This is a genomic window from Sphingobium sp. ba1 (assembly GCF_000743655.1).
Classification (GTDB): domain Bacteria; phylum Pseudomonadota; class Alphaproteobacteria; order Sphingomonadales; family Sphingomonadaceae; genus Sphingobium.
This window is the reverse complement of sequence record NZ_JPPQ01000069.1, coordinates 2,895,874-2,908,828: the sequence shown is the minus strand read 5'-3', so window position 1 is coordinate 2,908,828 and position 12,955 is coordinate 2,895,874. Positions and strand designations below refer to the sequence as shown.

Annotated in this window: 13 protein-coding genes and 1 pseudogene; 5 read left to right on the top strand and 9 right to left on the bottom strand. The window is 62.4% G+C overall.

What is annotated here, in order from left to right; translation table 11 throughout:
• The 7 genes and pseudogenes from IL54_RS25485 to thiS all read right to left on the bottom strand — a co-directional run.
• Nucleotides 1-471, bottom strand: a pseudogene (locus IL54_RS25485) (beta-3-deoxy-D-manno-oct-2-ulosonic acid transferase); the annotation flags it as partial.
• A gap of 52 nt (nt 472-523) precedes the next feature.
• Nucleotides 524-1,819 (bottom strand): glycosyltransferase family 4 protein, encoded by a 1,296-nt coding sequence (locus tag IL54_RS17355; protein WP_037477285.1) that lies wholly within the window; start codon nt 1,817-1,819, stop codon nt 524-526.
• Nucleotides 1,820-1,852: 33 nt separating this feature from the next.
• Nucleotides 1,853-2,293 (bottom strand): HIT family protein, encoded by a 441-nt coding sequence (locus IL54_RS17350; RefSeq protein WP_037477283.1) that lies wholly within the window; start codon nt 2,291-2,293, stop codon nt 1,853-1,855.
• A 10-nt stretch (nt 2,294-2,303) separates the two neighbouring features.
• Nucleotides 2,304-2,939, bottom strand: coding sequence for a CoA transferase subunit B (locus IL54_RS17345; RefSeq protein ID WP_037477281.1), 636 nt, complete (start codon nt 2,937-2,939; stop codon nt 2,304-2,306).
• On the bottom strand, nt 2,939-3,769 hold the full coding sequence (locus tag IL54_RS17340) for an HAD family acid phosphatase (protein ID WP_052027799.1): 831 nt from the start codon (nt 3,767-3,769) through the stop codon (nt 2,939-2,941). The genes IL54_RS17345 and IL54_RS17340 overlap by 1 nt, the downstream gene beginning before the upstream one ends.
• 44 nt (nt 3,770-3,813) lie before the next feature.
• On the bottom strand, nt 3,814-4,524 hold the full coding sequence (locus IL54_RS17335) for a CoA transferase subunit A (RefSeq protein ID WP_037477278.1): 711 nt from the start codon (nt 4,522-4,524) through the stop codon (nt 3,814-3,816).
• A gap of 82 nt (nt 4,525-4,606) precedes the next feature.
• Nucleotides 4,607-5,608: a sulfur carrier protein ThiS gene (gene thiS / locus IL54_RS17330; RefSeq protein ID WP_076605529.1), complete on the bottom strand. Its 1,002-nt coding sequence runs from the start codon at nt 5,606-5,608 to the stop codon at nt 4,607-4,609.
• 123 nt (nt 5,609-5,731) lie between these two features.
• Here thiS and aroQ point away from each other — a divergent pair, with 123 nt between their 5' ends.
• The 4 genes from aroQ (at nt 5,732) to arsC (ending at nt 8,472) form a co-directional block, all read left to right on the top strand.
• Nucleotides 5,732-6,172: a type II 3-dehydroquinate dehydratase gene (aroQ, locus tag IL54_RS17325; protein ID WP_037477276.1), complete on the top strand. Its 441-nt coding sequence runs from the start codon at nt 5,732-5,734 to the stop codon at nt 6,170-6,172.
• A 118-nt stretch (nt 6,173-6,290) separates the two neighbouring features.
• Complete coding sequence (gene accB / locus IL54_RS17320; protein WP_037477274.1) at nt 6,291-6,764, top strand: acetyl-CoA carboxylase biotin carboxyl carrier protein; 474 nt, start codon at nt 6,291-6,293, stop codon at nt 6,762-6,764.
• Between the two features lie 14 nt (nt 6,765-6,778).
• On the top strand, nt 6,779-8,131 hold the full coding sequence (accC, locus tag IL54_RS17315) for an acetyl-CoA carboxylase biotin carboxylase subunit (protein WP_037477272.1): 1,353 nt from the start codon (nt 6,779-6,781) through the stop codon (nt 8,129-8,131).
• Nucleotides 8,128-8,472, top strand: a complete 345-nt coding sequence (arsC, locus tag IL54_RS17310) for an arsenate reductase (glutaredoxin) (protein ID WP_037477270.1) — start codon at nt 8,128-8,130, stop codon at nt 8,470-8,472. Before accC ends, arsC begins: the two co-directional genes overlap by 4 nt.
• A gap of 42 nt (nt 8,473-8,514) precedes the next feature.
• Here arsC and IL54_RS17305 read toward each other — a convergent pair whose 3' ends face one another.
• The gene (locus IL54_RS17305) at nt 8,515-10,647 is read right to left on the bottom strand and encodes a TonB-dependent siderophore receptor (RefSeq protein WP_037477268.1); all 2,133 of its coding nucleotides are present in this window, start codon (nt 10,645-10,647) and stop codon (nt 8,515-8,517) included.
• Between the two features lie 174 nt (nt 10,648-10,821).
• Here IL54_RS17305 and IL54_RS17300 point away from each other — a divergent pair, with 174 nt between their 5' ends.
• Nucleotides 10,822-11,571 (top strand): ParA family protein, encoded by a 750-nt coding sequence (locus IL54_RS17300; protein WP_037479079.1) that lies wholly within the window; start codon nt 10,822-10,824, stop codon nt 11,569-11,571.
• Here IL54_RS17300 and IL54_RS17295 read toward each other — a convergent pair.
• On the bottom strand, nt 11,572-12,955 hold a 1,384-nt coding region (locus IL54_RS17295), incomplete at its 5' end, for a putative bifunctional diguanylate cyclase/phosphodiesterase (RefSeq protein ID WP_037479076.1).

The following is a 12,955-nucleotide window of genomic DNA, read 5'->3' as shown; positions in this document are numbered from 1 at the left end:
ACCACAGGCGGCTGCGATCCCCCTATTGCCGTCCAGATGCCGCCGCCAGTCCGCCAGCTGCGCTACCGCCTGCGCCGCATCGACGGACTCGCCACTGAAACAGTCACAGTAGCGGGCAGCGGCAATGCGCCGTTTCAGAGTCGAGCGGAGCAGAGCAGGATCGATCCGCACACCATCCGGCCCAATCACCGGCACATCCAACAGTCCGGCGACCAGCGCCACGTCATCGTCGGCGCTCGCCTTTATGCTTTGCACTTGCGCCACCTGTGTCCAAGGGTCGTCGGCTCCGGCCCAGAATGCCCCACCGACGCGCGCATCTCGGATCAGGTCGAGCAGGTCATCGGGAACCTCGCCATCACACTCGATGGCAGCCTCACTAATCGCAGCGACCGAAGGCGCGATACCGGGAAACGGGGGCGACCGCAGAAAGGGCGGGAAAGTTAGGGGCTGGCGCGCAGCCCCTGCTGTCATATCCGAAGGTGATAGCGTCACTGTTCATCCATGCGCGGCGGCCAGTCGCACGTCAAGAAACAGACTCTGTCACTTCTTCCAGAAGACCCGTGATAATGTCGAAATAGTCGCGCCATGTCGGCGCGCGCCATTGCGCGATACGCGCGCGCTGCGCCGCGCGTTCCGGCGAATCTTCAGCGACATAGGCACAGATTATCCGCATCCAGCCTAATCCATCGAGAGGATCGAGATAATCGGGTGCATCACCGCCAACCTCGCGATGGGCGATAATGTCGCTGCAAATGACCGGCACGCCCGCCGCCAGCGCTTCGACCACCGGCATCCCGAACCCTTCGATGAAGGACGGCATCAGCATCGCGCGGGCATGGGCGAGCAAGGCCTGCATTCGGTTGTCGGAAACCTCGCCCGCTTCGATCACATGGCCACGTAGCACTTCGCCGCGCTCCAGCATGTCGATGACATTTTCGTTTTCCCAGCCGCGCCGACCGATCAGCACCAGCATGGGTGCGTCATCGCCCATCGTCTCGATCAAGCGCCGCCAGATATTGAGCAGCAGCAGGTGATTTTTGCGTGGCTCTATGGTGGAGATGTAGACGAAATAGGGGCGGTCGGGGACGTCCTCGCGCGGGGCGCCGAATATGTCGGGCGCGTCTGCGCCGAAATGGGCGACGCGGATCGCTCGTCCCTCCAGCCCGCGCCGCATATGCGGGGCAAGCGCGTCGATCGTCGCCTGGCTGTTGCCGATGATCCCATGGGCAAAGGCATCGATGGACCGCACGCGCCGCAAATGCTCCTCCGCCCCCTGCGGTCGGGCGAACTCTGGATGGCTGAGCGGAATCACGTCATGCACCAAGGTCACGAACTTCGCGCCTTCCGCCCGCAGGATCGCGCCGACCTGCTTGGGATCGTCCAGATGGTGTGGGGAAACCTGCAGATAGATGCGTGGTCGGGTAGCGCGCGGCACCGGGCGCGGCCGGGTGGCGAACATATGGCGGATCGCCGCCGCTTTGCCTTCGGCCGCATCATAGAGGCCCGGATTGCGCCATTTAGCCGCTGTCGAGGCCAGGAATTGGCGCACCGCGGCGCTGTTCAGCCGCCCATAATAGCCGCCCGCCGGATGAACCGCCGCAAAGGACAGGCGATCGGGCATGCGCTCCAGCAATTCGCGCGCATAGACATATTCGACGCGGTCGATGCCGGTGGGTGCTGCATGAAAGGAACGCGAGAGCAGCCGCGACAGATCGAGGATGATCTCGCTATCGCCTGCGCCGCCTGTCAGGTTCGGGCTGGCACGCTTGGACCGCAGCGCGAGCCGCGCGCCGGGGGCATTGAAAGGACGCAGCACCATGTCAGTGCGCGCCGAAGATCAAGGGCCAAGCCATCAAAGTTGCGCGCGAATCTCGTCGGCAAGCGCGCCGAGCGCGTCGGCATCGGCGAACGCGCCCTGCCCATGGGTGGCAAACCCGGCGGCCTGCCCGTCCCAGCGGGGCACGATATGGACATGCAGATGGAACACCGTCTGCCCGGCCGGTGCGCCATTGAACTGCGCGATATGCAAGCCATCCGGCTTCAGCGCGGAGCGGATGGCGCACGCGACTTTCTGCACCGTCGCCATCACCTGCGCCAGCGCCTCAGGCTCAATCTCCAGAATGTTACGCGCCTTCGACCATTTGGAAATGACCAGCGCATGCCCCTTCGACTGCGGCTGTATGTCGAGAAAAGCGAGCGTGTCGTCATCCTCATACAGCTTGGTCGCCGGGATTTTCCCTGCGATGATCAGGGCAAACGGATTGCCCGCATCATAGGTGCCATCGAGGCTCATCAGCCGTCCCTTATTGCACGAAATGCGCGGTGGTCTTGGCGGCTATATCCTCGGCCGTGACGCCGGGGGCCAGTTCGACCAGCTTGAACGGGCTGTCATGATCGGGCCGCTGGAAGACGCACAGGTCAGTGATGATCATGTCCACGACATTGCGGCCGGTCAGCGGCAGGGTGCATGCAGGAATGAATTTGGGATCGCCATTTTTGGACGTATGCTCCATCACCACGATGATCTTCTTGACGCCAGCGACCAGATCCATGGCACCGCCCATGCCCTTGATCATCTTGCCGGGGATCATCCAGTTGGCAATGTCGCCATTTTCCGCGACTTCCATCGCGCCCAGCACGGTCAGGTCGATATGCCCGCCACGGATCATCGCAAAACTGTCAGCGGAGGAGAAATAGGCGGTTTGCGGCAATTCGCTGATCGTCTGCTTGCCCGCGTTGATGAGGTCGGCATCTTCCTCCCCCTCGAACGGGAAGGGACCGATGCCCAGCATCCCGTTTTCGGACTGGAGCGTGACTTCCACGCCAGCGGGGATATGGTTGGCCACCAGCGTGGGGATGCCGATGCCCAGATTCACATAGAAGCCATCCTTGAGTTCCTTTGCCGCGCGTGCGGCCATTTCGTCACGAGTCCAGGGCATCAGTTCTTCTCCCCATCGGTAGGCAAGGCCCACCTTCTATCCATTGGAAAAACATCGTCAAATCCGCCTTTGAGGCCGCTGCCGTAGACAGGGTTCGGCAGGACGAACCAACCCCTTCCCCACAAGGCCGCAATCGCAGGCGTTGTCGTCGCCACACGTCGGGCAGCGACCGGTTGGCCAGCATTGAATAGGTCGGAAAAATCACCGAGCTGGTCACCGCCCAGCGCAATCACGCAATAGCGCGAAGCAATGGTCGCCCGGCGCCCATCCTTGCCCGATCCCATGGCATCATCGCCTTGCAGGAACAGCGTCTGGCCATGCACCGCCTGCCCAAGGCCCGCCGCGCTGATCGCCTGCGCCGTTGCCGCTGCGTTGGCGGCAGAACGATTGGTGTTGAACACCACGGTCACGCCCGCCGCCCGCAATTGCGCCAGCGCCGCGACCGCGCCAGGCACTGGGCTGACCGCGCCTGCGCCAGTGCGCTCCCACGCATCCCATGCTGCTTCGTCATAGCCTTTGCCCGACCGCGCATCATGATATTCATAGCCGATGTTCAGCAGCACGGTTTCGTCGACATCGAACACAGCGGCAAAAGGCTTGTCCCCGCACGGCACGAAGCGTGGCTGGTCGAGCGACGCACCCGATGTCAGCACGACGGACTGCGCCGGTCGCGCTTTGGCCGTCGCGGTGGCATGGGACGCCAGCATGGCAAATGCCTGCACCGACAGCGCAGCCGCCTCGCCCGACCCGTAGAGATATTGCATCCCGGCGGGCGGATTGGCGGGCGGCGGGGCAATCGGTTGCGGCATGGGCGCACAGGCGGCAACCATCGTCAGCAACGATGCCACCGCTACCGCGCGCAGCGCCACTGCCCTCACGCCGCTTCCCGCTGCCTTACGGTGCGAAACTCGATCTTCTTGTCATAGGGCGCGCCGACGATCATGCGCTTCACATAAATGCCGGGCAGATGGATCGTATCGGGATCGAGTGAGCCGACCGGCACCACTTCCTCGACCTCGGCAACGCATATCTTCGCGGCCGTCGCCATCGGTTGGTTGAAGTTACGCGCGGTCTTGCGGAAAATCAGGTTGCCGCTCTCATCGGCTTTCCAGCCCTTGATGATCGCCACGTCGGCGAAGATGCCGCGCTCCAGGATATAATCCTGCCCGTCGAAATTCTTGACTTCCTTGCCCTCGGCCACGGCCGTCCCGACGCCCGTCTTGGTGTAGAAGCCGGGAATGCCCGCGCCCCCTGCGCGGCAACGCTCGGCCAGCGTCCCCTGCGGGCAGAACTCCACCTCCAGCTCGCCCGCCAGATATTGCCGCTCAAACTCTTTGTTTTCGCCGACATAGGAGGAAATCATCTTCTTGACCTGCCGGGTGCGCAACAGCTTGCCCAGCCCCTCGCCATCGATCCCGGCATTGTTGGACGCGATGGTCAAATCCTTGACGCCCGAATCGCGGATCGCATCGATCAGTCGTTCGGGAATGCCGCACAGGCCGAACCCGCCCGCACATAGCTGCATCCCGTCGAAGAGGAGGCCTTCCAGAGCCGATGCCGCATCAGGGTAGAGCTTGTTCACCATCGCTTATTCTCCTCCTCAACGTGATCCTGCCCATAGGGGACAAGCGGGCCGCCGGTCAATTTACTGCGGTCGCGAAAGCGCGTCAGATCAATCCTGCCAGAGGGCTGGACGGGTCGGCATACATACGCTTGCCCATGCGCCCGGCGCGATAGGCCATACGGCCCGCCTCGACACCGGCCTTCATCGCCGCAGCCATCAGCACCGGGTCTTTCGCCTCGGCGATTGCCGTGTTCATCAGCACCCCGGTACAGCCCAGTTCCATCGCCTGCGCCGCTTCCGACGCGGTGCCGACCCCTGCATCGACCAATACCGGCAGCTTGGTGCCCTCCACGATCAGCCGGATCGTCACTCGGTTCTGGATACCCAGCCCCGACCCGATCGGCGCGCCCAACGGCATGATCGCGACCGCGCCGACATCCTCCAGCCGCTTGGCCGCGATCGGATCATCGACGCAATAGACCATTGGCTTGAAGCCTTCCTTGGCCAATATCTCGGTCGCGCGCAGCGTCTCGACCATGTCGGGATAAAGCGTCCGCGCTTCACCCAGCACTTCGAGCTTCACCAGCTCCCAACCGCCCGCCTCCCGCGCCAGGCGCAGCGTGCGGATGGCGTCCTCGCCCGTGAAACAGCCCGCCGTATTGGGCAGATAGGTGATGACCTTGGGGTCGATATAGTCGGTCAGCATCGGCGCCTTGGGATCAGACACATTGACGCGGCGCACGGCGACCGTGACGATTTCTGCCCCCGACGCCGCGACCGCCGCCGCATTCTGCTCGAAACTCTTATATTTGCCGGTGCCGACGATCAGCCGCGATCGGAAGGTCTTGCCCGCGACGCTCCAACTATCGTCGCCCGCTGGAGCGATGTCGCCACCGCCGACGAAATGCACGATTTCCAGCTCATCGCCATCCTCGACCATCACGTCCTGCAAGGTCGAGCGCGGCACGACCGCCAGATTGCGCTCCACCGCCACCTTTTCCGGCACGAAGCCCAGTTCGCTTGCCAGCGCCGCCAGCGTCAGCCCTTCGCGCACGCGACGATGCTCGCCATTGATATGGATGGATATGGTGCCGTCGACGCTCACGATATGCGGTCCCGTTCTTGCAAAAAGGAAACGTGCCTCGACTTGGCGCGGCACGAAAGGCTAAGGATTGTGCCGCATATAGGGGCGGCATCGCCCCAGCCGCAACATGCAAGGGGGATCGCCATGGCGGATAGTCGCAAAATCTATGTTCTCAACGGCCCCAATCTCAATCTGCTGGGCACGCGCGAGCCGGAAATCTATGGCTATGACACGCTCGACGACATTGCCGAGCGTATGGAGGATGCGGCGACCCGCGCGCATGTCGTCATCGATTTTCGCCAATCGAACCATGAAGGCCATTTGATCGACTGGCTGCAGGAAGCCCATGGCGAAGGCGCGCATGCGGTTATCATCAATCCGGGCGGCCTGACCCACACCTCCGTCGCCCTGCATGATGCGATCAAGGCGATCAGCGTGCCGGTGATCGAAATTCACCTGTCCAACCCCCATGCCCGCGAGCCTTTTCGCCATAAAAGCTATGTCAGCATGGCGGCGAAGGGGACGATCGCGGGCTTCGGGCCGCTCTCCTATATGCTCGCGCTCGAAGCGGCGCTGGAACTATAGCATCGGCGGATACGGCGTTGCGCTCGATCGGCCGGACGTTACAAAGTTGCGCTTTGCCGCAAACCGGCATAGGCGCTGGCCGCAACAGATACGTTAGAATGGCAAACAAGGGTCAACCATGAACGACAAGCAAGACAAGGGCGCGATGCAGGTGGACGTTACCCTGGTGCGCGAACTGGCCGCGCTGCTGGACGACACCAACCTGACCGAAATCGAGGTCGAAGACGGCGATCGCAAGATCCGCGTCGCGCGCAAGGCCGGGGCCATGGCCCCCGTCTATGCCGCGCCGCCCGCAGCCCCCGTCGCAGCGGCACCGGTTGCCGCGCCCGTGGCAGCCGCTGAACCCGCCATGCCCGCCGGCACGCTGGTCCGCTCGCCGATCGTCGGCACCGCCTATCTGTCGGCCGAACCCGGCGCCGCGCCCTTCGCCCGCATTGGATCGCAGGTTGCTGCGGGTGAAACCGTGCTGATCGTCGAAGCCATGAAGGTCATGAACGCGATTCCCGCGCCGGTATCGGGCACGGTAAAGGCCGTATTCGTCGACAATGGCCAGCCGGTCGAGTTCGACCAGCCGCTCATCGTGATCGAATAAGGCCGCTATACCCCATGGCCATTGAAAAGCTGCTCATCGCCAATCGCGGCGAAATCGCGCTCCGCATCCATCGCGCCTGCCATGAAATGGGCATCAAGACGGTCGCGGTCCATTCCACCGCCGACGCCGACGCCATGCATGTGCGCCTCGCCGACGAGGCGATCTGCATCGGGCCGCCCGCGGCGCGCGACAGCTATCTGAACGTCGCGGCGATCATCTCTGCCGCCGAAATCTCCGGCGCGGACGCGATCCATCCGGGCTATGGCTTCCTGAGCGAAAACGCCAAATTCGCCGAGATCGTCGAAGCGCATGGCATCGCCTTCGTCGGCCCGAAGCCCGAACATATCCGCACCATGGGCGACAAGATCGAGGCGAAGCGCACCGCTGGCGCGCTCGGCCTGCCGCTCGTCCCCGGTTCTGATGGCGCGATCAGCGACCTGGAAGAAGCGAAGGCGATCGCGGAGAAGGCCGGCTATCCGGTCATCATCAAGGCCGCGTCCGGCGGCGGCGGTCGCGGCATGAAGGTCTGCACCTCGCCCGACGATCTGGAAACGCTGATGCAGCAGGCCGGGTCGGAAGCGAAGGCCGCGTTCGGCGACGCGACCGTCTATCTCGAAAAATATCTGGGCAACCCCCGCCATATCGAAATCCAGGTGTTCGGTGACGGTAAGGGCAATGCCATCCATCTGGGCGAGCGCGACTGTTCGCTCCAGCGCCGCCACCAGAAGGTGTTGGAAGAAGCCCCCTCCCCGGTGCTGGGCCAAGCCGATCGCGAGCGTATCGGCGGCATATGTGCCAAGGCGATGGCCGACATGGCCTATCGCGGCGCGGGCACGATCGAATTTCTGTGGGAAGATGGGGAATTCTACTTCATCGAAATGAACACCCGCCTGCAGGTCGAACATCCCGTCACCGAGATGATCACCGGCGTCGACCTGGTGCGCGAACAGATCCGCATAGCCGAGGGTCGGCCACTGTCGGTTGCGCAGGAAGATATCGTGTTTTCGGGCCATGCGATCGAATGCCGCATCAACGCCGAAGACCCCCGCACCTTCGCCCCCTCGCCCGGCACCGTGACCAGCTATCACGTCCCCGGCGGCATGCACGTCCGCGTCGATAGCGGTCTGTATCAAGGCTATAAGGTGCCGCCTTATTACGACTCCATGATCGGCAAGCTGATCGTCTATGGCCGCACCCGCGAGGGCGCGATCATGCGCCTCAAACGCGCGCTGGAGGAATATGTGATCGAGGGGATGAAGACCACCATTCCGTTGCATCAGGCGCTGCTGCGCGATCCTGAGTTCCTCAACGGCGACTATACGATCAAGTGGCTGGAGGAATGGCTGGCCCGCGACGGCCAGCCATGAAGGCCAGCATCTGGCATAACCCCCGCTGTTCGAAATCGCGCCAGGCGCTTGCGATCCTGCAAGCGACGCCGGGCGTGGAGGTCGAGATCGTCGACTATCTCAAGACCCCTCCGAGCCGTGCCGAACTCGAAGCGCTGTTCGCCAAGGCTGGCGTCACCCCCGCGCAGGCGCTGCGCAAGGGAGAGGCCGTGGTGAAGGAGATCGGCCTCAATACGGACAGCGATTCGGACATACTTCATGCAATGATATCGCACCCGATCCTGATCGAGCGACCGATCGTGATCACGGAAAAGGGCGCGGTCATTGCCCGGCCGCCCGAAAAGGCGCGTGACGTTCTGTGACGCTGGAGCGAAGGGCAGGCGACGTGCCTGCCCTCCGCCTTCTCAAAAGCGATATTGCAGCGTCAGCGTGACATTACGTGGCTCGCCGAAAGCATGTTGGTTGTAAAAGCCTATCTGCGAATAATAATGTTTGTCGAACAGATTTTCGACATTGACCTGAGCCGACAGGCCAGGCTTGAACTCATATCGGCCCATCAGGTTAACCAGCGCATAGGGTTTGACCTCTAGCCGTTCCGCTACTCCCGTCACCGGATTGACCGCGTCGGTATAGCTCAACCCTTCCCAATTGACCCCACCGCCTATTGTGAGGCTGTTCAGCTTATAGGTGGTGAATAGGCGCAACAACTTCTGCGCATACAGCGTGTTGATGCGCGCGCCGTTCGCATCCTTGGCGCGAAACTGGGTGTAGTTGCCGCTGACCGACCATCCGGGCAGCACTTCGCCATTCGCCTCGACTTCGAATCCGGTGCTTCTGGCGCCCTTGATCGCCCGATAGGCTTGCTCATTTTCCGTACCCGGCACCGGAATGTCGCCGTCCAGCACGCCGAAATTATCCTGCTCGATGCGGAAAACCGACAGCGCTGTGTTCAGTCGCCCGCCAAAGAAGCTGCTCTTGAGCCCGGCCTCATAGGTGCTGCCCGATAGCGGATCGAGGAACTGGCCGTTGCGGTTCCGTATCTGCTGCGGCTGGAAAATGTCGGTATAGCTGGCATAGAGTGTATGGCCCGGTGCAATATCGTACAGCAGCCCGGCATAGGGCGTGAACTTGTCGCGGATGCCGTAATCGATCACCATGCCATAATAGCCGCCGGTGCGATCCCAGCTATTCAGTCGTCCGCCCAATATGAGCTTGAACGAATCCGCGAGATTGACCCGCGTCGACGCGAAATAGCCCCATTGCTTGGTGGCGAGGTCCACCTGATGGCTGCGCGCACCCCAGGTCGGTTCGGCATAGCTGCCATCCCAGGTCAGGAAATTACCCGGCGTCGCGACATTGCTGCGCGCATAGCCGAAAAAGTCCATATCCTGCTTGGCGTAGCTTGCCCCGACCATCAATTCATGGTCGCGCCCAAACAGCGTGTAGCTGCCATTCAGCCGGATGCCGACATCGAACTGGTTGCGCCGCGCGTCGAAGCGACTGGGCGAGGCCGTCATGCCAAGGCCCGTATCCTTGTCCGGCTGCCCCGACAGAAACAGCAATCGCATGTCGCTGCTATTCTGCGTATAATTGCCATAAACGCGCAATTGCCACCGTTCGCCGAGTTGCTGCGTCGCATCGGCAAAATAGGTGGCATTTTTCGCCGGCCATGTCGTCCAGTCCGCACCGATGCTTTGGGACCGGCTCCAATCCGTGCGGGAGCCATCGGAAAACCAGGTCGGCAAACCGCCCCATTGGGTGCCGCTGGCATCATGATCCTGATAGCTGGCCCCGAAGCGCAGATGCGTGTCCACCGTGACGTCAGCGTCGATCACGCCGTACAGCACGAGCTTCTTGTTGTGCAGGCGGTCAATGAAACTGTCGCCTTCCTCATATTTGGCCACGACCCGGCCGCGCACCGCGCCATCGGCGGTGATGGGCGCACTGATATCACCCATGACGAAAATATTGTCCCAGCGGCTTGCCGAAGCGGTCAACGTTCCGGTCAGATGGTCGCTGTCGGCATGTTTGCGCACCAGGTTGACCGAAGCCGAGGGATTGCCGACGCCGGTGAGCAGCCCCGTGGCCCCGCGCACGATTTCGACCTGCTCATAGATGATGACATCCAGATTGGATTCGCCCGCGCTGAAGCCCTGGTCCCATTGCACAGGAATGCCGTCAATCTGATAGATATTGATGTCGAAGCCGCGCGCCGAAAAGCCGTTGCGCGAACTGTCCAGCGCCTTGACCGAAACGCCCGCCGCGTTGTTCATCACATCGCTCAACGTTCGGATCGCCTGATCCTCCATCCGCTGCGCCGTCATCACCGTCACGGACTGGGGCGTCTCCTGAATGGTCAGGCCCAGCCCCGTCGCTGACCCCAGTTTCTCATTGGTGGTGTAGGAACCCGTGACGATGATCTGGTCTGCTTCCGTCGCATCGGACGGCGCAGAGGTCTGCGCCTGTGCGGGCGCGACGAGCAGCAGCGCAAGCGGCGATGCCGTGATGTACAAAAGAATGACGTGCGACTTTGGCATGGCGATGCCCCCCGATGATCTACTTATAATGATATTGCGAATGATTCGCGGTCGCCATATGCATTTCCGCGCCCACACTGTCAATCGGCATGGATTGCGTCACCGTCACCGTCGCGTAACATGAGGATGATTGAGCGCTTGCTTTGGCGGACGGAAGCCGTAGCTTCGCGCGTCATGGCAAAGGAACCGGCATTGGCGACCATCGCCGTCTACAGCCTTAAAGGTGGCGTGGGCAAAACCACATTCGCGATCAATCTCGCCTGGGCATCGGCCAGCATATCGAAGCGCCGCACCCTATTGTGGGATCTCGATCCGCAGGCGGCGTCCAGTTGGCTTGTCTCCACCGACAGCAAGAGTCGCGATGCCGCGCAGGCGATCTTCAGCAAGGATGTCGAGGTCAGGAAACTGATCCAGCCTTCGACCGTGCCGGGACTGGACCTGATCGCGGCGGACACGTCGCTGCGCAGCCTCGATCATCTTTTCCGGGAGATGGACAAGAAGAAGCGGCTGTCCAAGCTGATCGAGAGCCTGGGCAAGGATTATGACCGCATCATTCTCGATTGCCCGCCGGGCCTCACTGAAACCAGCGAGCAGGTGTTGCGCGCCGCTGACCTGATCGTCATTCCGGTCATCCCCTCCCCCCTGTCGCAGCGGGCCATGGGCGAGGTCGCGCGCTATCTGGTCGAACGCGGCGGGGCGCATGCGCCGATCCTGCCGGTCTATTCGATGGTCGATCGCCGCCGCAGCCTGCATCGCAAGGCGCTGGACGAACATCCTGGTTGGCCCGCTATCCCGATGGCCAGCATGATCGAGCAGATGACGGTGCGCCGCAAGCCGCTGGGGAGCTTTGCGCCCAATTCGCCCCCGGCCAAGGATTTTGCCGCGCTCTGGACTACTGTCGAACGGTTGCTGCGGGGCGGTTGATCAGGCGATCAGCCGTTCGGGCGCCGCCAGAAACAGAGCGCCTGCGTCGTCGGCGGACATGGGCCGTCCGAAATAGAAGCCCTGCACCTTCTTGCAGCCCAGCGCCAATACCATCGCCAGTTCCGCCTCTGTCTCCACGCCTTCTGCCGTCGTCGCCATCCCCAGGCTATCGGCCAGTGTGACGACGGCGCGAATGATGGCCAGGCTTTCCGCCACATCCTTGGACGCGCCGACCACGAAACTGCGGTCGATCTTGATCGTGGTGAAGCGCGTGCGGCTGAGATAGCCAAGCGAGCTGTAGCCAGTGCCGAAATCGTCGAGCGAGAGCTGGATGCCCAGCCCAAGCAACTGATCCAGCACGCGCAAAGCACCCGCATCTTCGCTCATGAACACGCTTTCGGTGACTTCCAGTTCCAGCCGCCGTGCGTCCAGGCCGCTCTGCGCCAAGGCGGACACGACGGTCGCGACGAAGCTCGGATGGCTCAACTGTTCGGCCGATACATTGACCGCGATCCGCACGTCATCGGGCCAATTCACCGCTTCCATGCAGGCGGTACGCAACACCCACTCACCGATGGGTGCGATCAACCGCGCTTCTTCGGCCACCGGCACGAATTTGGCGGGCGAGATCGGCCCCAGTTCGGGATGCGTCCAGCGTGCCAAAGCTTCGAAACCGACGACCCGACCGCTATCGGCCTGCACCACCGGCTGATAGAGAACGTGCATCTGGTCCTTTTCCAGCGCCGCGCGCAGCGCCAGTTCCAGCAGACGGCGTTCCTCGGCCTTGGCATGGAGTTGCGGCTCATAGGCGTAATGGACCCCGCCGCCGTCATCCTTGGCGCGATACAATGCCAGGTCCGCGCTGCGGATAAGCGCTTCGGAATCACGCCCATCGACCGGCGACAGCGCCGATCCGATCGACGCGCCGATATAGAGGATATGGCCATCGATTTGATAAGAGGCCGACAATATGGCGATGATGCTGTCTGCCAATTGGGCGATCGCATGATTGTCGAGAGCGGACGGCACGACCACGGCAAATTCATCGCCGCCGATCCGTCCGCAAAATTCCTGCCCACGGCAGGCCTTGCTCAAACGGCGAGCGACCTCGCTCAGCAATTTATCGCCAATCTGATGGCCTAGGGTATCGTTGACCGACTTGAACCGATCGAGATCGACCATCAGGAAAGCGCAGCCGGGGCGGCGCGCGCCTGCGGCAGCTACCGCCTGGTCCAGCACTTCGCGCAGATGGCTGCGGTTGGGCAGGCCAGTTAGCGGATCGAACCGCGCCAGTTGCGCAATCTTGTCCGCCGATTCGCGCTGTACCGTCACATCCGATGCGACGCCACGGAAGCCAAGGAAAGCACCATTATCGTCGTGGCGG